The organism is Massilia sp. ZL223 (genome assembly GCF_018119395.1).
Lineage (GTDB): Bacteria > Pseudomonadota > Gammaproteobacteria > Burkholderiales > Burkholderiaceae_D > Telluria.
Map to the genome: position 1 here is coordinate 1 of NZ_JAGPWD010000027.1, position 21,469 is coordinate 21,469.

The following is a 21,469-nucleotide window of genomic DNA, read 5'->3' on the forward strand; positions in this document are numbered from 1 at the left end:
CCCCCCCCCCCCCCCCCCCCCCCCCCCCCCCCGCCCCCCCCCCGCCCCCCCCCCCCCCACGCCTGGGTCGGGTGCCCGTTGAAGCCCGTGGACATGGTCCTTGCCGCGGCGAAGGCGCCGAAACTCACGCGGTCGATGCAGGCCTCGGCGCCGCCGCATACGGCGATGTCGGCTTCGCCGGCGCGAATCAGGCGCGCCGCATCGCCGATGGCCTGGGCGCTGGCGGCGCAGGCGGTGACGGGCGCCCCGAGCGGGCCGCGCAAGCCATGACGGATAGAAATGTGGCCAGCCGCCATATTGGCGAGGAAGCTGGGCACGGTGAACGGCGACAAGCGCTTCGGTCCGCGCTGGTCCGTGGTCCGGACGGCCTCCACGACGGCGCCGAAACCGCCGATGCCGGAAGCGACGATGGTCGCCGTCCTCTGGCGCGCGCTGTCCGACTCCGGCTGCCAGCGCGCCTGGTTCAAGGCTTCCTGCGCCGCGGCCAGGGCGAACATGGTGAAGCGGTCCATCTTCTTCTGGTCCTTGGGTTCGACGGCAAGGGCCGCGTCGAATCCCCATGGCCGCTCGGGCGCCAGGCTAGTGACGACGCCCGCGACCTTCGCTGCGATCCCTTCCGTGATCTCCTCCCCCAGGCCCGCCAGCCCTGAGTCGCCATTCAGGAGGCGCCGCCATACGGCCTCGACACCACACCCCAGAGGCGACACCACCCCCATGCCAGTCACGACAATGCGTTTCGTATTCACAGTTGCTCCCTCGTTGAAGATCATTGGCAAAATACGCCACACAACGCTCAAGGAAACCCTTGAGCGCCGCTTTACACGTGGGCCAGTATAGGGACAGTCAGCTAAAGAAATTGACGCATCGCGCCAACGAATGTGCAAAACGCGCCATAATACGCGCACTATGGATCGGTCCTGGCAACACTCGCTCACCGTCTCATCCCACTTCCTGCATGGGATGCTGCACTTCATCCGCACGCGTCACGGCGAAGCCGCGGCGGCGCAGGCGCTCGCCAGCGCGGCCATCCCGCAATCGCTGCTGGTGCAGCCCGATGCGCGGCTGACACGCCAGCAGTACGTGGCGCTGTACCGGACGGTCGCGGCGACGCTCGACGACGAGATGCTGGGACTGTGGTCCCGCCCGATCCGGACCGGTACCCTGAAATATCTGATGCTGAGCCTGCTCGACGCCCCGACCGTGCTGGTTGCCCTGAACCGCTTCGTGCGCTTCTGGAATCTGCTGCTGGACGATTACCGCCTGCAGATCTCGACGAAGAGCAATCTGGTGCGCCTGAGCCTGATGGAAAGAACGCCCGGCACGCCGGTCACGGTGCTGGGACATGAGTTGATGATGAAGCTGATCCACGGGATCACCTCCTGGCTGCTCGGCAGGGACATCAGCCTGCACCGCGTCGAGTTCGCCTTCGCCAGGCCCCGGCATGCGGAGGACTACGCCTTCTTCTACCCCGGTGACGTACGCTTCGATGCCGGCATGACCGGCATCACCTTCACCTACCAGGATTGCGCGGAGACCTTCAAGCGCGAGAAGCACGAGCTCTGGGCTTTCCTGAAGCGTGCGCCCGAAGACTGGACCTTCAGCGCGTTCCATCCCGGCTCGGTCACCGCCAAAACACGCGACTACCTGGAACAGCATATCGCGCGGCCCGTGAGCATCCAGGACCTGGCGCAGGCCTTGCACACCTCGGTGCGCACGCTGAATCGCCGCTTCGCGGAGGAAGGCACGCACTTCCAGCTGGTGAAGGATGGCCTGCGGCGCGACATCGCCGTCCACCGGCTGGCCAACTCGAACACGGGCGTGGCCAAGCTGGCCTACGACCTGGGCTTTTCCGACGCCACGGGATTCTGCCGCGCGTTCAAGCATTGGACCGGCAGCAGCCCGCTCGATTACCGCAAGGGCGCCCGCCACGAGGAGTGACGGGCGCCCTGCCCGGCTCAGGCTTCGGTGAAGGCCGGCCCGGCGAAGCGCTTGACCACCTCGCCGCCGGCTTTCGCGCAATGCCTGAGACGACGTTCCGCCTTGTGCAGGCGTGCCGACGCATCCACATGGTCGCGCACCCTGGCGCTGAGCAGCGCCAGCGCCGCCGCCTTGTTCGCGCTCTGGCTGCGCGAGCCGCCGATCTTGACCGACAGGCCCGTGGCCACATGGGTGGCCCGCACGGCCGTCTCGGTCTTGTTGGCGTGCTGCCCGCCCGGACCGGAGGAGCGCATCGTCTCGAACCTGACCTCGTTGCCGAAGCCGCGATCCGGTTCCGCAAACAAGCTCACATCGAGATACCAGTTCTTGCGGCGGTGCGCCGGCCGCAAGGGACTGGGACAGACCCACAGGATCGTGCCGGCGTAAGGCGCGGCGAACAGGCGGCAGGCCGCCTCCTCGCCTTCCAGCGCCAGCAGGACCGACTGCAGCAGGCCCGATCCGCCTTCGCGGGTCTCCTCGACCAGCGTGAGCGTGACGCCGCTGGCCCCGGCCTTCGCCTCCAGGTGCCCAAGCAGCTTGGCGACAGCCAGGCAGCATTCCGCCGGGCCGGTATTCGCGGAGATTTGCATCAAGGTCGTCATCAGCAGCACTCCCCACGCGTCTTGTAGGTCAGCACCGGCCGGAACGAAGCAACCGCCTCGACCAGCCCTGCGCCGACCAGGCTGTCGATCACGGTATCGATCGGCTTGTAGGCGGCGCCGGCTTCTTCATAGACAAGGTCCTTGTCGTTGCAGATGATGCGGCTGCCCAGCGCGCCTTTCGACACGTCCTTGCCCTTGATGTGGCGGCCGAGGCGCGCCTTGCAATCGGCGCGCATCCATTTGCGGCCGGCGCCGTGCGCCAGCGAACCCAGGCTGGATTCGGAGGCTTCCCCGATGGGCCTGACCAGGTAGCTGAAATGGTCCCGCGATCCCGGAATCAGGACGAGTTCGCCCGACATCGGGGTGGCGCCCTTGCGGTGCACCCAGCCGTCGGCGCCGTCGAAACGCTCGCGCGTGACCGTGTTGTGGTTCACATCCAGGCGCTGGCTGCCTTGCACGCCCAGGCGCACCAGCACGCGCACCGCGACCAGCCAGCGATTGAGTTCGGCAAACGCCACGGCCGCCTGGTGGCGCCGGACGTAGTCCAGCGCCTCGGGCGTGCCCTCCGCCAGGCCGCCATGCCCGAACTGCTCGACGTGCTCGCGCAGGATCGCGCCGCCGAGGCCCCTGGACCCGGTGTGCACGACCAGGTTCAGGTGCTTCGTATTGAGTACCTTGTCGTCCGCCGCGTCCGGATCGAGCACGTCTTCCAGGCGCTGCAACTCCAGGAAGTGGTTGCCCGAACCGAGCGAAGGCGCGGCCCGCATCCAGCCCGGATCGAGCCCGGCATCGGCCAGCGCCTGCTCGACCTGCGCCACCCTGGCGTCGAGTTCCGGATAAGCCGCGGCCATGTGCTGGCGCTCTTCGCCGGTCAGCGGACCATCGAGGTTGCCGACGAGCTTGTCCAGCTTGTCGAGCTTGACTTTCGCGGCCGGCAGTTCGGTGGTCCAGACGCTGACGCCGCAGCCGATATCGCCGCCTACCAGGGCCGGGTAGAAGCGGCCGGCGGTGAAGAAGGCGGCGCCGATCGGATAGCCGCGGCCAGGGTGCAGGTCGGGCATTCCGACGGCGCGCACCATGCCTGGCAGTTCAAGGGTTTTAGAAAGCTGTTGGATTGCCGCGCCCTCGATCCACAGACGTGGGGCGGCAACGAGGGTCGCACGGTCTGCGACCCGAGAAATGAAATTTCCCATTTGATTCCCGTATTCATACATTCAGAATTCCGGGAGCGGGACGAGGCGAGGCTGCTTGGACTGTTAGCGCCTGTGCGACGACACCGACCCAGAGATTGGAGGCTGCTGGGCGTGTTGGTATTGCATGCTTGCCTCCTGTTGGGTCGGTTGAAAGAAGCCGAATAGTAATGGAAAAACAACTCACAGCGCAAGAGCCGGAACAATTGTCCGGCTCAGGCTTTCGTCGTGATCAGCTTGTCGTCCTCGCGCTTGTCCGAGCGCACGTCGGCCAGGCGATCGACATGGATCAGCCCTTCCGCCGCCGCGTGCGAGGCGGCGAACACGCTGTCCGGCGCCAGGATCAGCTGGGCGCCGGTGGCGCTGACTTCCGCGATCAGGCGGTCGAGCGCGTCGATGCGGGCCGGGTCCGGGTTCACGTTGCGGATATAGATCATGCGCACCGCCTTCGGATGACGGCGCACCACTTCCGTGTAGATCTCCGGGTCCTGCTCCCCGCTGTCGCCGATCAGGACAAACTGCATGTCCGGGTAATAGCCGAGGATTTGCTCGATCTTGTCCAGCTTGTGGCTGCCATGGCTGGTCAGCTTGAGCATCTGGCTCGGGCTCAGCTCGCGCAGCATCAGCGGCCCCAGCGGAATGCCCTGCAGGCGCAGGAAGTCGACCAGCGGGCCGAACAGGTGCCAGGGACTGCTCGACACGTAGAACATCGGATTCTCGTCCTGCCCGCTGGCGCCGGCGCTCAGCGCCCGGTAGAACGCCGCCACGCCCTTGAAGGGCTTGCGCGTGTGGGCGTTGGACCGGGCCAGCATCAGGGCCATGTTCAGCTTGTTGGTGACATTGGTCCACAGCACCGTGTCGTCGATGTCGCTGATGATGCCGAAGCGCGCGGTGGCGGCCGGCACGGACGCCTGGGCCACCGCCCGCACCGTTTGCCCGTCGCGGGTGGCGCTGTCCGGCAATTCCAGCTCGACCTCGTGCCAGCCGCCGGACAAGGGCGCGGCGGGCACGATCTCGAAGCTGAAATAGCCGCCGCGGTCGGTCTGCGTTTCGAGCACCTGGCCCTGGAAGCGCGCCACCACGCGCGCGCCGGCCACCTCGTCGGATTCGAGCCGGCGGTACAGGGCGACCAGATTGTGCCAGCTGCTGTCGTGCTGCGTCTGTTCGCGGAAATCGACCTCGTCCAGCACCCGGCCCTTGATCCACAGCTTGCCGGTATTGCCGAAGCCGAAATACGGCAACAGCATCATCTGGCCGCCCTGCCCCAGCCTGCTCAGGCGGCGGAAGGCGTGGGTGGCGAAGGTGCCGACGACACCGCCGACGGCGCCGGCCAGGCGGCGGTGCAAGGCGCGCGAGCGCTCTTCCGGCACGTGCTCGGCTTCGGCCGGCGGCGCGGATGGTCCGGGCGCCGCGGCGCCATGCTCGACCCAGGCCGGACGGCCGAGCACGGCGTCCAGGTTCGCCTGCTGCGCGGGATCGATCGGGGAAGAAAGGACGTGAACATTGGCGCCCGCCTCGCGCAGGCGCGCCAGCTCGGTGTCGGAGGCGATGCCGGGATTGAGCATCAGGACCGCGCCCGGCTGCTCGATGCGCGCGACGAGGTCGTCGAAACCTGCCCGCGTCAGGATGAGGAAAGGCATGTCGTCGCTGGCCGTGCTCACGTCTGGGCTCCTCGCTGCTGTGGAGCGGCCAGTATGCCGCGCTTGGGGCCGGGCTACCGTGCGCCAGGTCCCATTGCCGGGCTGAGGAACAAAAAAATCCCCCTGGGGCGCGCAGCCGCAGGGGGATTTTTACTGCTCAGGCAGTGCTTAGTTGAGCGTCACCGACTGGCCGCCAACGGTCACGGTGCGCACCGAACCCGAGGTGCTGATGTTGACCGCCGGGCGCTTGCAGCCGACGTCGAGCAGCACCAGGAACTCGGCGACCGACTTGCCGTCGTTCTTCAGGTAAAAGGCGCCGTGGTCCTCGACCACATTGGTCTTGGCACCCGGGCCGATCCACTTGGCGAAGGTCGCCGCGGTGTTCAGCGAACGCACGCAGACCATCTGGTTGCCGGCCGCGACCTTGACGTTCAGGCCGTTCTCCACCGTCATGATGACCGGGGTGTGCATGTTCCACTCGTAGGTGCGGGCCACGGTGCTTCCCAGGCGGTCGCGCACCAGGATGGCGTTGCCGGCGTTACGCAGGTGCCAGACCTGGCGCTTGGCCATGGTCAGCTGGCCACCGTAGGACGGGGTCGCATCGCCTTCCGAGTAGTCGTAGGACGGCTGGGCCGAGAAACCGGTGATCTTGCCGTTGCGCTGCAGCTGCTCGCGGTAGCCGGTGACCATCTGGCCCTTGCCGCCGTCGAAGGTGACCGCATTCTGCGAACGGGTCTGGTGGTACCAGTCGGTCCAGTACGGCGAGCCGTACCAGTCGTACCAGCCGGCCTTCACCAGCAGGGGCTGGTTGGCGACCGACAGCAGGATGCCGTTCTGGTCACCGTGGCTGTGGTTGAACGAGCCGTACGGGCTGGACTTGAAGAACAGCGAGGTGCGCGAGCTCGACGCCAGGTCGCTGTGCATCGCCACCCAGCCGATGCTCGGGTAGTAGGCCGAATTCGACGGGGCCGAGTAGACCTTGGTGTCGGCGACCGGCAGCGGGTACTGGGCCTGCAGCAGCGACAGCGAATCCTCCATGCCGCCCAGGTTCTTCACGTACCAGGCCGCACGCGGCGACGGGATGCGCGAGGCGAAGGCGCGGAACACGCGGTGGTCCGGCTTGGTCTCCGAGGCGTCGCCGAAGGCGTGGACGCGCGCGCCCGGCGGGATGAATTCCATCGCGAAGTCGAGGAAGCCCAGGGTCCACGGCTTGGAGAAGAAGTTCACGCCGGTCGCATGGGTAAGCGGATCCCACAGCGCCACCAGGTAGCCGGCCGCATACTCGGCGTAGGCGGTGCCGTTGGCGTAGCCGCCTTCCGGGCCGCTCCACGGCGACGGGCTGTTGGCGTAGGCGCGGAACGAGAAGTCGAACCACTTCTGCGCTTCCGGGATGTCGCCCAGCGACAGGGTCGAGATCAGCACCATGAAGATCAGGCTGGTATTGCCGTGCGAATCGAACGGGTACTGGTCCAGGCGGCCGTTGTCGCCGGCCAGGTTGTTGTACATCTCGGTCGCGCGGGCCTTCACCGAGGTCAGCCAGCGGCTCTTACGGGTCGCATCCAGCGAGCCGCCCAGGACGTCGATCGCCTTGATCAGCGACCAGGCGATCTGGCGGTTGGCCTGGTCCTGGTTGGCGTAGCTGGTCGGGCCGTTCGGATCGAGCGAGGCCAGCTGGTCGCCGCGCGCCATGGCTTCGTTCAGGTAGATCGACTCGCCCTTCAGGCGGTACATGACGGCCGCGGCTTCGAGCTGGCGGCTGGCTTCGTTGATGCGCTGGCGCACGTCGGTCTGCTGGGAGGCCATGGCGGCCGTCAGCGGCGAGGTGATCACGATCGACCAGCGCGAGTCGGACAGGACCGGCACGGCGGTGATCTGCAGCTTGACTTCGTTGCCCAGGCGGCTCAGGTAGGGTTCCAGCTCCAGCTTCTTGGCCGCGCTCCAGGTCGAGAACGGGGTGAACGAGGCCGGCATCGAACGCGGACGCGCCTTCGACAGGATACGGTTGCGCAGGGTGGCGTTGTCCGGCACTTCGAACAGGTTCGACTTGCTGGTGACCGAGAAGGTGCGCGGGGTCGACCACTCGCTCGCGCCGCTCGGACGCACGCGCCAGGTGTAGTTGCCCAGGGCCAGGGCCTTGGACGGCAGGTACCAGTTGCGGTCCACGGTCACCTTGGTGGGCGACCCGCCGACCGGGGTGATCTCGAGTTCATAGGTGGCCGGGCCGGTATTGTGGCGCGCCCAGGTGAAACCGGGCGGGTTCTGGGCCTGGACCTGATTCATCGCCGGGCTCGGCTTGACGATCAGGGGATCGGTGGACTCGACCCAGTCGGCGCGTGCACTCATGCACACAAACAGCGATGCCATTGCCGCCGCGCGGACGAGACCATTCCGGTGAAATTTCATGCTGAAGCTCCGAGAAAAAACTTGAGATTTCTTGAGGTGGCGCCGCAGACGGGGCGCGTGTGTCAACTGCTGTGGCGGACGACTGATGCGCCCCGTCAACGAAAAGAATGGTAACCCAATCTTTTATTGAGCACAGGCAAATTTCCCAAAGAAATCAAATTTTTTTGCTTGCCTCACAGAAATACCACGCAAAAAAATCAATTTTTGCCGAATAATATTTCAAGCTTTCTAACGACCGTAAACTGCCTGATAACGGTCGTTCTGGGCCTGAAAAGACAGAAAGGCAAAGCTGTCAAATTGCTAAGCAGGTGCTTCCTGCGCCTCGGATTCCAGCGCGCGCATGCGCTTCATGTATCTCAGACAATAAATGCCGAAGGCCAGCGGCGCCTGCTTCATGTAGCGCTTGCGGACTTCGAACTCTTCCCTCCTCGCCTTGATCTTGTTGGCGGACGACACACTGCCGGCATGCTCGCGGAACACGGTCAGCGGCGTGTCCACCGTAGCCGGGCGCGCCACCGCGCCCAGGCGCAGCCACAGGTCGATATCCATCGCGTACTTGAGCTTCTCGTCGAACATCCCCACCCGCTCGAAGGCCGCGCGGCGGATGAAGACGGCCGGATGCGGGATCGAGGCGCGCCCGGCCGCGAACGAGCGGTAGGAATAGCGCGGCATGGCGTAAGGCGGAACCAGCTGGCCATCCTTGAGCACCTGGATATTCCCGTAGAGCCAGTCGACCGGCTGGCCGGCGGCGCGCGCCTCATCGAAGCGGCGCGCGACGGTCGACAGCACGTCGGGACCGGCGTAATAGTCGTCCGAGTGCAGGTGGGCGATGTACTCGCCCCGGGCGGCTTCGATGCCCTGGTTCATGGCGCGGCTGATGCCGCCGCCGACGTCGCGCAAGACGCGCTTGTTGCCGGGATAGGCGGCGATCATGTCGAGGGTGCCGTCGGTCGAGCCGCCGTCGACGAAGATGTGCTCGATGTCCTGGCAGGTCTGGGCCTGGACCGAGGCCAGGGTGTCAGCCAGCGTGGCGGCGCTGTTCCAGGTGCAGGTGACGATCGTAAAGGTGGGTGTGTTCGGCATACAGCTCCAGTAGTCGCGGTAGCAGCCGCCCGGCGTCGGCCCCGAAGCTTGGGGCCGGCGCCACGCGGCGCGGTGGTTCGGCAAGCTGGGCGCGGACGCGCTCCACCAGCTCGTCCATGGAAGCGGCCAGCTGCAGCTGGCCTTCGTACAACTGGTATTGCGCGAGTTCCGGCGTGCCGCCGCGCGCCATCGCCACGCACTGGCGCCCCAGGGCCAGCGCTTCCAGCACCGTGGTGCTGCAGGCCTCCTCGCACAGCGAGGGCACCACGCACAGGTGGGCGCGCGCGGACAGGGCCAGCGCGTCGCGGTAGTCCTGCCAGCCAAGGAAGCGCACCTGCTCGCCGCCATATTTTTCTTCCAGCGCGGCGCGCTCCGGACCGTCGCCGACGATCTGCAGGCGCGCATGCGGCGGCAGCTTGCCCTCCACCGCGGCCAGGAATTCGCCGAAGCCCTTGCCCTTGTCGACCCGGCCCACCAGCACCACATCGCCCTGCGCCGCTTGCGGCGCGGCCTCCGCGGCCGCTTTCAGCTGTGGATAGTCGACGAAGTTATGGATCACGCGGCAGCGCGACAAGTCGGCGCCGGGTACGGCGCGCAGGAACTGGCGGCGCAGGAAGTCCGACACAAACACCGTCTTGTGGCGGGCGAAGGCGCGCGCGGTCTGCTCGCGGTAGCCGTTGACGGCGATCGCCGTGACGCTCTTGCGCATCGGTCCCGCGCGGCGCGCGATGCAGGCCGAGCAATCTCCCGGCACCAGGTTGTCGCACACGGCGCCGTCGCGGAAGCGCAGGTGGGTCAGGCACTCGCTGCCCTGGTCGTGGCGGGTCTGGACGTAGTTGATGCCCTCGTCCACGTGGAGGCCGACCATGGGCAGGTGGCCGTGGTAGTGCACCACGTCGAAGTCGATCGCGTGTTGGTTGATCGCGCGCCCGATCTTGCGCGCGAAATAGGGGCGCTTGAGCGGGTTGAACACGCCCAGCTGCAGCTCCTTCCAGCCGGGGCGGGCCTGGTCGAAGCCGGGCCGGAAGCGCCCGCGAAAGCCGATCTGGGCGGCGCAGTGCTCGCGCCCGCGGTCGTCGCGCCCCAGGATCTCGACATGATGGCCTTCGGCCAGCAGGCGGTTGGCAAGCGTCACCACGTGCTTGCCCAGTCCGCCGATCTGTTCGCCCGGCAAGTCCTCCGACACCATCAAGATCCGCATGTCCACTCCATTGATCAACCTCCTGCCGGCTGCCAGCGCGCCCGAATTTTTTCCTTTGTGCGCGACCAGGCCAGCAAGCGGTCGTCGCGCTCGATCACGAACAGGAAGCCATGGGCTCCCAGCAGCATGACCGTGGCGCACAGGATTACGATGAAGTCGAGCGGGCCGGCGTCGAACAGCTGTTCGGCCGCGGTGGCGGCGATCGCCACCAGGGCCACGCCGGCCAGGCCCGGCGCATAACCCTGGCTCAGCAGGCGCGCCAGGCTGGTCGGCACCGTGCGGCCGTGGACGTAGAGCACGAAGGCGGTGGTGAACAGCATCGACCCCAGCAGGTGCCCCCAGGCGGCGCCGTCTATGCCCCAGCCGGCCACGCCCAGCCAGACGACCAGCAGCCCGGCCAAGGCGCGTCCCAGCGCGAACATGCCGGACACGCGCGGATGGCCCATGCCGTCGTTGACCAGGGACGGCAGGTTGGTCAGCGAGTCGACGAACTGCGACAGCGCCATCACCGCCAGCACCACGGCGCCGTGGCGCGCGAAGTCCTCGTTCATCCAGTAGCCCAGGATCTGGTGGGCGAACACCGCGACCAGCACCAGGATGGCGGCGTTCAGGTAGACCACGTAGCGCGTGGCCTTGACGTAGACCTGGTCCAGGCGCGCCAGCTCGCCGCGCGCGGCCAGGGCGCTGGCGGCCGGGAAGAACACGCCGGACAGGCGGAATGTCAGTCCCAGCACCCGGTTGGCCAGGGTCGCCGCCACCGTGAAATAGGCCAGGCCGGTGACCCCGACCAGGGCGCCGATGATCAGCTTGTCGGCATAGGCATAGGACAGCGAGGCGAAGCGCGCCAGGAAGGAATAGGCCGAGAAGCCCAGCAGTTCGCCGCGGATGCGCGCCCCCGGCCAGCGCCAGGCCAGGCCGGGCAGAAGGCTGCGGATGGCGCGCCACAGGAACAGGCAGTGCAGGCCGCTGGCAAGCACGCGCAGCAGGATCACTTCGAACAGGCCGTAGCCCAGCATCAGGATGCCCACCGTGGCCAGCGGCACCAGGGTGCCGAAGGCCATCTCGACCCGGCTCGAGAGGTCGTAGCGCATCAGCGATTGCGGCACGCTGTTCAAATAATTCTGCAGCTGGCCCAGCAGGAAGCCGAGGGCCGCCAGCTCCAGGGTCGCCGTCGCTTCCCCGATCAGGCGGGCCGGCACCGAGAACACCTCGGTGACGAACCAGTGCGCCCCAAGGAACAGGCCGCAGGCGCCCAGCAGGCCGATGATCAGGTAGGTCGCCAGCCCGAAGGAAAAGGTCTCGGCGATCTTGGCGTCGTCGCGGCGCGCATTGTGCTCGGCGATGTACTTGACCGAACCGGCGGTGACGTTGATGTCGATGACCGCGAAGTAGCCGACGATGGCCGTGACCAGCGAATACACGCCGTAGTTCGCCTCCCCCAGCCCCTTGACCACCAGGGGCACGGTCCCCAGCATGACCAGCGCGGGAATCGCGGCCCCGAGCAGGTTGGCCCAGGCGTTGCTGACCAGGCGCAGCTTCATCACGCCGGCACCAGGTGGGGACGCGGCGCGGCGGGCTTGGGCACGGCACGCGCCGGCGCCGGGGCCAGCTTCGCCACCGCCATCGCCAGGTAGGGCAAGGCCAGGCAGAAGGCCAGCATTTGCGTGGTGCGCACCTGCGGGAAGGGCGTGCCGACCAGCAGGTCGGGAATCATGAAGGCGATCCCGGCCACGCCGGCCGTGCCGAGCCCGAGCAGCTCGGGCGGCAGCTCGCGCAGCGCGCGCCGGGCGAACAGGACGAAGGCGGCGATGGTGCCGACCAGCAGCGCGAGGCCCAGCAGGCCGCTCTTGAGGGCGATGTGCAGCACGCCGCTGTGCAGGAACAGGCCGCCGTCCGGATTATTCTGCCAGGGGATGTACTGGTAACCGTTGTAGCGGCCCCAGGAACCGATGCCGGTGAGCGGCCTGGACAGGAAGTCGGCCAGCGCCAGCTTCAGCTCCAGCACGCGGTGGCTCTCGGGACCGAAGCGCTTCGACTGCATGTCGTAGACCAGGCCGGACAGCCCTCCCCCGGCGCCCTTGGTCTGGGTCAGGCGGCGCACGGCGGCATAGGCCAGGGCCGCGCCCACCAGCGGCAGGCCGGCCACGGTCAGGTGCAGGCGGCGCTTCACCGGGAAGCGGAACATCACCACCACGAATGCCAGCAGGAAGCCGATCCAGGCCGAGCGGCGGTAGGACAGCACCACGCACAGCGCCGTGCACACCAGGGTCATCCATTCGACGGCGCGCCAGAACTTCGGGCGGTCGAACTTGTGCACCTGGAACAGGTGAACGGCGGCGATGGCGAAGGCGACCGTGCACAGCAGGCTGTCGTTGATGTCGAAGAAGGTCAGCCGGATCTTGATCGCGTTCATGTTGGCGTAGACATTGTTCGGGTCGCCGCCGAAGGCGGCCCAGCGCACCAGACCGAACAAGGCGCGGCCGAGGCCGGCCAGCATGATGAAGTGGGTCAGCTCGATCACCTGCTCGCGGGTGCGGAAGGACAGCAGCACCAGCGAGATCAGCGGCGCCATCCAGACGATGTTGGAAAAGCCGGAAGGAGCGAGGGCTTCGGCCAGGGTCACGTCCGACGCCATCGCCACCGCCACATGGCCCGCCAGCAGCACCAGCCATCCGATAAACCAGGGCCGCAGGTTGCAGGCCGGGGACGGGTAGCGCTGGAAGCTGGCGGACACGCGCGCGCAGGCCCAGGCGCCCAGGACGTACCAGAGGACGACGCCGAAGAACAGCATGCCCGAGCCGCGGCTGTAGATGCTGCGCGAGGCGAACACGGCCAGGTTGCCGTAGCTGGTCGAGTTCACCCAGAAGAATACGCACAGATACGGATAGACCAGGAAGCGCGGCCACACCATCCCGACCCCGAAGCCGACCACGGCCGCGACCGACAGGGCGGCCACGAACAGCCAGGGCAGCGAGTAATAGACGTAGGTCAGGAGATCGTTCAAGGCGCCTTCCTTCCTCAGCCCTGCGCCGTACCGGCGCCCTGTACCGTGCCGGCGCCCAGCAGGCGTGCGCGGTCCCTGGGCGCCATCACCGCCAGCATCTCGGCGACGAAGCGGTCCTGCACCTGGTAGGCGGCGGCCTCGTTGGCGCCGAGGGTCGAGACCCGCACCAGCATGCCGTCCGGGATCTCGCCCGACAAGCCGTAGGCCAGGCGGCGCAGCTTCTGTTGCACGCCTGCGCGGGTGGCCTGGTTGCCGATCGTGATCCAGTAGGTGATCGGCTCGTTGCGCTCGTGCAGGCGCGCCACCAGGCGTTTGACCGGCACTTCGCCGAAGCGGGTCGGCAGCACGCCCTCCCCTTCCTTCATCATGGCGAAGCCCTGGGCCACGTAGCAGACCTCGGGCAGGTGGATCTGCAGCGACTTGCTCTGCTCGCCGCCATAGGCGATCGACAGCATCACGCGCTGGCCCTGCGGGTTGATGTAGGTGCGCGACAGCGTCTGGTCGTAGATCTTCTCGAGCATGCCCTGCTGTTCCGGATCGGGCGTGAGCGGCACCACGCTGGGGTCGATCTGCCAGTCGCCGAAGCGGGCCGGAATCATCTGCTCCAGGCTGAACTGCTCATGCGCCTGCGGCGCGCGCGCCTTGGGCGTCAGGGCCACGGTCAGGGCCGAGGTGCCGGCCATGGCCGCGCCCAGGATCAGGCTGATGGCGAAACGGCGGTTCATGTCGCCTCCTTCATTGCGTGTGGCGCGCCCGGACCGCCGCGGTCGTTGCTGCCGCGGCGCTTGAGCCACCATTGCAGGCTTGAATCGACCGCCAGGATCAGCACCAGGGCCGTGACGAACAGCACCATGCCCGCGAATCCATGCAGGAAGCCCTGGCCGGCGGCGTCGCCGAAATAATAGGTGATCAGGGTCAGGGTGATCACGCGGATCACGTTGGCCGAGAAGGAAATCGGAACGATCAGGATGGCCAGGCCGATGTTGCGGAAGGCCGAGGGGTGGCGCATCAGGTTCAGGTAGAACAAGCCCAGCGCTTCCAGGGTGAGCAGGGTCTGCAGGCCGGCGCAGGCGTCGGCCACCAGCAGCTGGTACTGGCCGATCTGCAGCACCACGCCGGACCGGGAGATCGGGTAGCCCAGCGCGAACAGGATGTGCTCGGTGGCCCAGGACACAGCCATCTTCATGGGCATGGTGACGGCCGCCACGAACTCGCTCGGCAGCGGCACCATGAACAGCATGAAGAAGAAGGGGAACCACAGGATGCGCAGCGCCCTGCTGCCGCGCTTGATCAGGAGCACGGCAGCCAGCACCACCAGGATGGAACCGACTTCGAACATCAGGATGCTCTGCGAGCGGCCCAGCAGGTGGATGGCCAGGCCGAAGGCCAGCACCGGCCAGCCGAGCCAGCTCGACACGGGCGGCGTGGTGGCCGCCATGACTTCCGGCCACTTGCGCCAGATCAGCCACAGGGCCAGGAAGAAGATGATGGGGCCGTGTCCCTGTTCCTCGCCGATCCAGGCGCCGGTGAACAGGCTGTGGAAGGTCGGCCCGAACAGGATCGCCAGGCCGGCGATGATGGGCCACCATTCGGGGAGCGCGTTACGCAGTTCGTTGCGCAGGTCGCCTTGCCGCTTGTCCGCGTCCAGCGGAACATTCGCATGCACCTGGGTCGCCATCTCAGAACTCCACCACCACCGAGCCGATCACTTCCGCGCCCGCCTCGGTCATCTGCTCGGCCATGCGGCTCATGTTGGCGATGCGGGTGCGGTGCTTGCAGGCCACCAGCAGCACGCCGCCGGCCCGTCCTGCCACCGCCAGCGCGTCGGCGCCGGATGCGAAGGGCGGCAGGTCGTAGAGCACCACGTCGTAGCGCGATTCGAGCTGGGTGTTGAGGTTGCGGAAACCTTCGCGCGCCAGCAGTTCCTGCGGATTGGGCGGCAGGGTCCCGGCCGGCATGATGGACAGGTCGACGAAGGCCGGCACGCGCCCGATCACGTCCAGGTCGGCGCGTCCGGCCAGCAGGTCGGACAGGCCCTGGCGCGGCTTGAGGCCGAACATGTCCTGCTGGCGCGGGTTGCGCAGGTTGGCGTCCACCAGCAGGGTCTGTTCGCCCAGCTGCGAGAACACCACCGCCAGGTTGGCCGCGAACAGGCTGGCGCCGTCGTCCGGATTGACCCCGGCGATCGCCAGGGCGCGCCGGCCGCGGGCGAACCAGCGCAGCATCAGCTGGCTGCGGATCGCGCGCAGCGCTTCCACCTGGGGCGAGAAGGGTTCGTAGGCGGCGACCAGCTTCGGCGACAAATTAGCCTGTCCCTTTTGCAGGTAGGGATAGGAAAACTGGCGCGCCAGCACCTGCTGGATATCATCCTCGCTCACCAGGCCGAGGCGCACGGCGGCCTCGCCGAAGCGGATCCCGAGGTCCTTCTGCATGCGCAGCACGCGCTCGGCGCTTTCAGGGGTGAGCTTGCCCGAGTCGAGCAGCAGTGCGCCCATGCTCGAGTCGGCGGCGTGGCCGGTAGGCAGTGCGGATAGCACGGATGGGTTCATATCGTGTCCACTCCTTTAGTTCAGGCGCAGGCGGCGCGGCGACATCAGCGAACGGATGCCGCCGCTGCGCGCGCGCGCCGGGCGCCATTCGATGGTGCCGAGCACCGGGATGCCCAGCATGTCCTTGACATCGCCGGCCGAGCGTACCGGGCGGTTCAGCAGTTCGAGCAGCAGCGCCAGGCCGACGCCCAGGATGGTGCCCAGCAGGATCGAGGCCAGGGTGTTGAGCAGGATGCGCGGGCCGGACGGCTCGGTCGGCGCCACCGCCGGGTTCAGCAGCGAGATATCCGACTGCTCGGACTGGGCCTCGATGCGGGTCTGCGAGAAGCGCTGGCTGGCGGCGTCGAAGGCGCGCTGGGCGCTGTCGAGGTCCTTCAGCAGCACGCCCAGCTCGTCGCGCGAGCGGTTCAGCTCCAGCACGCGGGTTTTTTGCGCGGCCAGCTCGGTGCGCAGCTCGGCTTCGCGCTGGCGCAGCACCTGGGCGTTGGCGCCCACGCTGCGCGAGACGGTGCCCAGCGCCGCGTTCAGTTCGCCGCGCAGCTTGCCGACCTCGGCCGAGGCGGCCTGGTATTGCGGGTGGTTGCGGCCATAGCGCGAGCCGGCCTCGGCCAGCTTGGCTTCGGCGCCCGACACCTGCACGCGCAGGTTCTGGATCAGGGCGTTGTTGGCCACGTCGGCCGAGTTCACGCCGCCGCCGGCGGCGCGCTCGCGCGAGCTGGCTTCCATGGCCTGGGACTGGGCCGCGACCAGCTGGGCCGACAAGTCATTCAGGCGCGACAGTTCCACGTCGACGCGGTTGTTGTCCAGGCTGACGATGCCCTTCTCCTGCTGGTATTTGGACAGGCGCGCCTGGGCGGCCTCGAGGTTGTCGCGCAGCTGCTTGGTCTGTTCGTTGAAGTAGGACGAGGCCTTCTTCATGGGCTCGGTCTTGAGCTGCACGCTGATCTTCTGGTACTCGTCGGCGAAGGCGTTGGCGACCGCGGCGGCGAAGGCCGGGTCGGCGCCCTTGAAGCTGATCGCGACCACGCTCGATTCGCGCGAAGGCATGATCTCGAGCTTCTTGAGCAGCAGGTCGGCCAGCCAGTCGCGCGCGCTGCCCTGCCCGTCGCTGGCTTCCTGCCACTGCTTCTGCACCGCCGGGCTGGAAGCGAGGCGCAGCGAATCGACCACGCGCAGCGCCACGTTCTTGCTGCTGATGATGTCGATCTGCGTCGCCATATAGCCCGGCAGCAGCTGGCCCGGCATGGTCAGTCCGGTCAGCGGATCCACCCCTTTGTAGTTCAGCAGCACGGACGCGGTCGCCGTATAGGTCTTTTGCTGCACGAGGCTCCAGCCCAGCGCGAGCAGCACCGTGACCAACAGGGTCGACAGGATGACTTTCTTCCTGGCGAGCAGAATCAGGAGGAATTGATGTACGTTCATGGCTTAAACCTTTGCAACGGGGTGTACAAAACCGGCGAGCCGGAACCTTAGAACCAGCTCTCGCGCACGGTGATGACGTCGTCCATTTGCACCGGATCGCTGGCCTTGACGTTGATCGTCACCGGATTGCCGCTGGCGTCGCGGCGGGTGATCTTCATGCCGTTGTTGCTGCCGCGCGCGCTCAGGCCGCCGCCGGCCGAGACGGCTTGCTGGACGGTCATGCCGCGCTCCAGGCGGAACGGACCCGGACGCTGGACTTCCCCGGTCACGTAGGCGCGCGGGGCGCGTTCGACGTAGATGATGTCGCCGCCGGCCACTTCGTAATCCTTGTCCAGCTCGCCCTTGCGCACCATCTCGACCACGTCGATGGTTTCGCGGCTGGTGCTGCCGTTGCGGGTGCGCACCAGGCTGATCTGGTCGCCGCCGTCGCCGTGGATGCCGCCCGCCATCGCCAGCAGGTCGAGCACCTTGCGCCGGCCTTCCACCGGATAGCGGCCCGGACGGTTCACATAGCCCAGCACCGACACCTGCTGGCTGGCCAGGGTGGTGACCAGCATGTTGACCTGGGCTTTCTTGAGGTAGCCGCCCTTCTCGAGCAGGCTGCCGATCTTCTTCTCGGCCTCGGCAACCGACAGGCCGCCCACGGCCACCTGGCCGAGCAGCGGGAAGGTGATGTTGCCGGTTTCGCTGACGCGGGTCTCGACCGACAGGTCGGGGCTGCCGTACACGGACATCTTCACCACGTCGCCCGCACCCAGCTTGACTTCCTGGGCGCCCGCCATGCCGAAGGTCAGCACGAGTGCGGCGGCCATCATCCACTTCACGAGTCGTTTCATGATTGCTCCTTGTTGTTCAGTTGTGTCGTCCAGATGGTTGATTTATTTAAGACCTGCTACGCCGCGGCTGACCGCGCCTTCGTCGGCGGCTGCAGCCGGCGCCGTGGCCGGCGCTGCCGCCGGGGCGGCGGCATCCGCAGCCGGGCCGGCGCCGTTAGCCAGCGCCGACGGTTCCGGCGCGGCGGCCGGTCCGCCGACGCCGGGGGCCGTCGTGGGCAGGCCCGGCTCCTTGCCGGTCGGCTGCAAGTCCTTGTTCAGGTACTCGATCTTGGCGGTCGAGCGCAGGCGCTGGATCTCGGCCTGGGCCAGCTCCTTGTTCTTCTTGTTGACCAGGAATTGCGTGATCTGGGGTGCGGCGATGTTCAGGGTGACGGGCGCGTCGCGCACGTCGGCGATCGAGATCAGGAGGGCGCGCTCGCCTTCCTTGACCACGAAGATCTGGCCCTTCGGCATGGCCAGCAGCTTGGACGCGACCTGCGGGTTCAGGTCGGCGGTGCTGCGGGTGACCTGGGCGCGGCCGTACTGGACCTTGCGGGCGTCGAGCAGCACGGCCACCTCTTCCAGCGACTTGGCGTTGTCGACCGCGCTGCGCACATCCTGCGTGAGGGCCGCAGCCGGCACCACCAGCTGGTTCATGGCGAACTGCTTGCGGTTGGCGAAGAATTGCGGGTTCTTGTTGTAGTAGTCCTGGACCTCGGCCTGGGTGGGACGCGCGACCTCGCCGATGCGCTTCTGCATGTAGGCCTGAGCGATGATCAGCGAGCGCGCGCGCTCGATCGCCTGCATCACCTTGGGATCGCGGTCCAGCTTTTCCTTGGCCGCCTCGCTCTCCAGCAGCTGGCGGTCGATCAGGGCCTGCAGCAGCTGCTTGCTGGCGACCTGCTGCTGCGCGGCCGGCACGCCGGCGCGCTGCATCTCCTCGTTCAGCTGCAGCACCGTGATTTCCTCGCCGTTCACGCTGGCCAGGGCCTGGCCTGGTTTCGCCTCTTTTTCCTTGTCGCCGCAGCCGGCCAGGGCCGCCGTGACGAGCACCAGCGCCGCGCACAGCGCACGCTTGGGGGTGGATGGGAAGGTGGTTTGCATGGCTGCCAAGTGGAAGGTTTTCAAGATGATTTCCTCGACGTTAAGGGCGGCAAGGCCGCCCGCTTGTTATGTGTGCCGGAGTCGCGATCTGGTCCCGGTCTGGACTCATCCATTCTGGGGAGCGCACGCCGGCCTCTCTGTACGTCAATTAACACTCTGCTAAACGGGTCGCCCACCGCATGCCCGCCTCAGGCCACGGCCCGCACCGGCTGCGCTTCCTCCTGCTCCGCCAGGTAAGCCGCATAGGCGCGCTTCAGGCCTTCCGCCAGCGGCGTGCTGGCGCGCCACCCCAGGCTGGCCAGCTTGGAGACGTCGAGCAGCTTGCGCGGCGTGCCGTCCGGCTTGCCGGCGTCGAAGACGATGCGCCCCTGGTAGCCGACGGTCTCGCCCACCAGGCGCGCCAGCTCGGCGATGGTCACGTCCTGGCCGGTGCCGACGTTGACGTGCGAGTGCATGGGGTCGGTATGCGCCGCATACACGTCCTGCGCCAGGTTCATCACGTAGACGCTGGCGGCGGCCATGTCGTCGACGTAGAGGAATTCGCGCATCGGCTTGCCGCTGCCCCAGATCACGACCTCGGGTGCGCCGTTCGCCTTGGCTTCATGGAAGCGGCGCAGCAGCGCGGGAATCACGTGGCTGTTCTCGGGGTGGTAGTTGTCGCCGGGCCCGTACAGGTTGGTCGGCATCACGCTGCGGTAGTCGGTGCCGTACTGGCGGTTGTAGCTCTCGCACAGCTTGATGCCGGCGATCTTGGCCATCGCATAGGGCTCGTTGGTCGGCTCGAGCTTGCCGTTCATCAGGTATTCCTCGCGGATTGGCTGGCCCGCCAGGCGCGGATAGATGCAGGAAGAGCCGAGGAACAGCAGCTTCTTCACGCCGGCGCGCCAGGCTTCGTGCACCACGTTGGCCTGGACCATCATGTTGTCGTAGATGAACTCGGCCGGATAGGTGTTGTTGGCGTGGATGCCGCCCACCCTGGCGGCGGCCAGGTAGACCTGGTCGACCTGCTCGGTGCGGAAGAACTCGCGCACCTGGGCCTGGTCGGTGAGTTCCAGTTCGGCATGGCTGCGGGTGACGATGTTGGTGTGGCCCTGGGCGTGCAGGACGCGCACGATGGCCGAGCCGACCAGGCCGCGGTGGCCGGCGACGTAGATACGGGGCTGCGTAGTGTTCGACACGTTTACTCCAGTGAAATTGCAACGTTGTAGCCATGCGAGGTCAGCAGCTTGTGGCGGCGCGCCGTCTCCAGGTCATGCGCCACCATCTCCTGCACCATCGCTTCGAAGCTGGTCGCCGGCTCCCAGCCGAGACGCTCGCGTGCGCGGCTGGGGTCGCCCAGCAGGGTCTCGACTTCGGTGGGCCGGAAGTATTGCGGATCGACCGCCACGATCGGCTGGCCGGCAGCCACGCCCGGCGCCTTGTCGCCATGGATGCGCGCCACGATGCCGCGTTCGTGCACGCCCTCCCCCTGCCAGGCGATCTCGATGCCGAGTTCCTCGGCGGCGATCTCGACGAACTGGCGCACCGAGTACTGGCGGCCGGTGGCGATCACGAAGTCTTCCGGCTTGTCCTGCTGCAGCATCAGCCACTGCATGTGGACATAGTCGCGCGCATGGCCCCAGTCGCGCAGCGCGTCCAGGTTGCCCAGGTAGAGCTCGCGCTCCAGGCCTTGCGAGATGTTGGCCAGCGCGCGCGTGATCTTGCGGGTGACGAAGGTCTCGCCGCGGCGCGGGGATTCGTGGTTGAACAGGATGCCGTTGCAGGCATACATGCCATAGGCTTCGCGGTAATTGACGGTGATCCAGTAGGCGTAGAGCTTGGCCACCGCATAAGGGCTGCGCGGATAGAAAGGCGTGCTTTCGCGCTGGGGCGATTCCTGGACCAGGCCGTAGAGCTCGGAGGTCGAGGCCTGGTAGAAGCGGGTTTTCTTTTCCAGTCCCAGGAAGCGAATCGCCTCCAGCAGGCGCAAGGTGCCGAGGGCGTCGACGTCGGCCGTGTATTCGGGCGACTCGAAGGACACCGCGACATGGCTCATGGCGCCCAGGTTGTACACCTCGTCCGGCTGGACCTGGGCGATGATGCGCGTCAGGTTGGAGGTGTCGCTCAGGTCGCCGTAATGCAGGATCAGGCGCGGATTGTCCGAGTGCGGATCCTGGTAGATATGGTCGATGCGGTGGGTATTGAACAGCGAGGCACGGCGCTTGATGCCATGGACCTCGTACCCTTTCGCAAGCAGCAGTTCCGCGAGGTAAGAGCCGTCCTGGCCCGTTACCCCGGTGATCAGAGCTTTCTTCATCTTGTTTTGTCCTTGTGTTTCCTGTTTGCCAGAGGCAGCCGGCCCTCCGAAAAACTTGCAAACTCATCAATGATTCTACGCAGCGTGCATGGTCGTGCAAACAAGACCGCAATCGTGCGCACCTCTTTTAAGTAGGACTTAAGTAAATCGTTGCCCTTTCGTACGATGACGTGTTTTCACACG

The 21,469-nt window shown here is 66.9% G+C and carries 18 protein-coding genes; 1 reads left to right on the forward strand and 17 read right to left on the reverse strand.

Translation table 11 applies throughout. The features are described from left to right. On the reverse strand, positions 1-770 hold a 770-nt coding region (locus KBW95_RS16460; RefSeq protein ID WP_267875473.1), incomplete at its 3' end, for a beta-ketoacyl synthase N-terminal-like domain-containing protein. 190 nt (positions 771-960) lie between these two features. On the opposite strand from KBW95_RS16460, the gene KBW95_RS16465 reads away from it, so the two are divergent. Then, entirely contained in the window at positions 961-1,938 is a 978-nt protein-coding gene (locus tag KBW95_RS16465) for an AraC family transcriptional regulator (protein ID WP_229429811.1), read from the forward strand. A gap of 17 nt (positions 1,939-1,955) precedes the next feature. Here the strand turns inward: KBW95_RS16465 and prfH are convergent, their stop codons facing one another. The 16 genes from prfH to gmd form a co-directional block, all read right to left on the reverse strand. Further along, positions 1,956-2,579, reverse strand: a complete 624-nt coding sequence (gene prfH / locus KBW95_RS16470) for a peptide chain release factor H (RefSeq protein ID WP_211528785.1) — start codon at positions 2,577-2,579, stop codon at positions 1,956-1,958. Beyond that, positions 2,579-3,772 (reverse strand): RNA ligase RtcB family protein, encoded by a 1,194-nt coding sequence (locus KBW95_RS16475; protein WP_211528786.1) that lies wholly within the window; start codon positions 3,770-3,772, stop codon positions 2,579-2,581. Before KBW95_RS16475 ends, prfH begins: the two co-directional genes overlap by 1 nt. Before the next feature lie 212 nt (positions 3,773-3,984). After that, positions 3,985-5,430, reverse strand: a complete 1,446-nt coding sequence (locus KBW95_RS24815; RefSeq protein WP_211528787.1) for a phosphatase domain-containing protein — start codon at positions 5,428-5,430, stop codon at positions 3,985-3,987. 147 nt (positions 5,431-5,577) lie between these two features. After that, a complete protein-coding gene (locus KBW95_RS16485) occupies positions 5,578-7,773 on the reverse strand; it encodes a DUF4962 domain-containing protein (RefSeq protein WP_211522802.1) in 2,196 nt (731 codons plus the stop codon). A gap of 339 nt (positions 7,774-8,112) precedes the next feature. Further along, positions 8,113-8,895, reverse strand: a complete 783-nt coding sequence (locus KBW95_RS16490; protein WP_211522803.1) for a glycosyltransferase family 2 protein — start codon at positions 8,893-8,895, stop codon at positions 8,113-8,115. Next, a complete protein-coding gene (locus KBW95_RS16495) occupies positions 8,831-10,096 on the reverse strand; it encodes a glycosyltransferase family 4 protein (protein WP_211522804.1) in 1,266 nt (421 codons plus the stop codon). Before KBW95_RS16495 ends, KBW95_RS16490 begins: the two co-directional genes overlap by 65 nt. Positions 10,097-10,110: 14 nt before the next feature. After that, on the reverse strand, positions 10,111-11,637 hold the full coding sequence (locus tag KBW95_RS16500) for an oligosaccharide flippase family protein (protein WP_211522878.1): 1,527 nt from the start codon (positions 11,635-11,637) through the stop codon (positions 10,111-10,113). After that, positions 11,637-13,100, reverse strand: a complete 1,464-nt coding sequence (locus KBW95_RS16505; RefSeq protein ID WP_211522805.1) for an O-antigen ligase family protein — start codon at positions 13,098-13,100, stop codon at positions 11,637-11,639. Before KBW95_RS16505 ends, KBW95_RS16500 begins: the two co-directional genes overlap by 1 nt. 14 nt (positions 13,101-13,114) lie before the next feature. Next, positions 13,115-13,825, reverse strand: coding sequence for an exosortase-associated protein EpsI, B-type (epsI, locus tag KBW95_RS16510; RefSeq protein WP_211522806.1), 711 nt, complete (start codon positions 13,823-13,825; stop codon positions 13,115-13,117). Continuing rightward, positions 13,822-14,778, reverse strand: a complete 957-nt coding sequence (xrtB, locus tag KBW95_RS16515) for an exosortase B (protein ID WP_211522807.1) — start codon at positions 14,776-14,778, stop codon at positions 13,822-13,824. Before xrtB ends, epsI begins: the two co-directional genes overlap by 4 nt. Position 14,779: 1 nt before the next feature. Continuing rightward, positions 14,780-15,649 (reverse strand): chain length determinant protein tyrosine kinase EpsG, encoded by an 870-nt coding sequence (gene epsG / locus KBW95_RS16520; protein ID WP_211528788.1) that lies wholly within the window; start codon positions 15,647-15,649, stop codon positions 14,780-14,782. A gap of 15 nt (positions 15,650-15,664) precedes the next feature. Continuing rightward, positions 15,665-17,071, reverse strand: coding sequence for a chain length determinant protein EpsF (gene epsF, locus KBW95_RS16525; RefSeq protein ID WP_211522809.1), 1,407 nt, complete (start codon positions 17,069-17,071; stop codon positions 15,665-15,667). A 47-nt stretch (positions 17,072-17,118) separates the two neighbouring features. Further along, the gene (epsE, locus tag KBW95_RS16530) at positions 17,119-17,907 is read right to left on the reverse strand and encodes a polysaccharide export protein EpsE (RefSeq protein ID WP_211522810.1); all 789 of its coding nucleotides are present in this window, start codon (positions 17,905-17,907) and stop codon (positions 17,119-17,121) included. A 42-nt stretch (positions 17,908-17,949) separates the two neighbouring features. After that, positions 17,950-19,014: an EpsD family peptidyl-prolyl cis-trans isomerase gene (locus KBW95_RS16535; protein ID WP_229429812.1), complete on the reverse strand. Its 1,065-nt coding sequence runs from the start codon at positions 19,012-19,014 to the stop codon at positions 17,950-17,952. A 164-nt stretch (positions 19,015-19,178) separates the two neighbouring features. Beyond that, positions 19,179-20,168 carry a GDP-L-fucose synthase gene (locus KBW95_RS16540; protein ID WP_211522811.1) on the reverse strand — a complete coding sequence of 330 codons (990 nt, stop codon included), beginning with the start codon at positions 20,166-20,168 and terminating at the stop codon, positions 19,179-19,181. Between the two features lie 2 nt (positions 20,169-20,170). Then, positions 20,171-21,286, reverse strand: a complete 1,116-nt coding sequence (gene gmd, locus KBW95_RS16545) for a GDP-mannose 4,6-dehydratase (protein ID WP_211522812.1) — start codon at positions 21,284-21,286, stop codon at positions 20,171-20,173. Positions 21,287-21,469 lie beyond the last annotated feature (183 nt).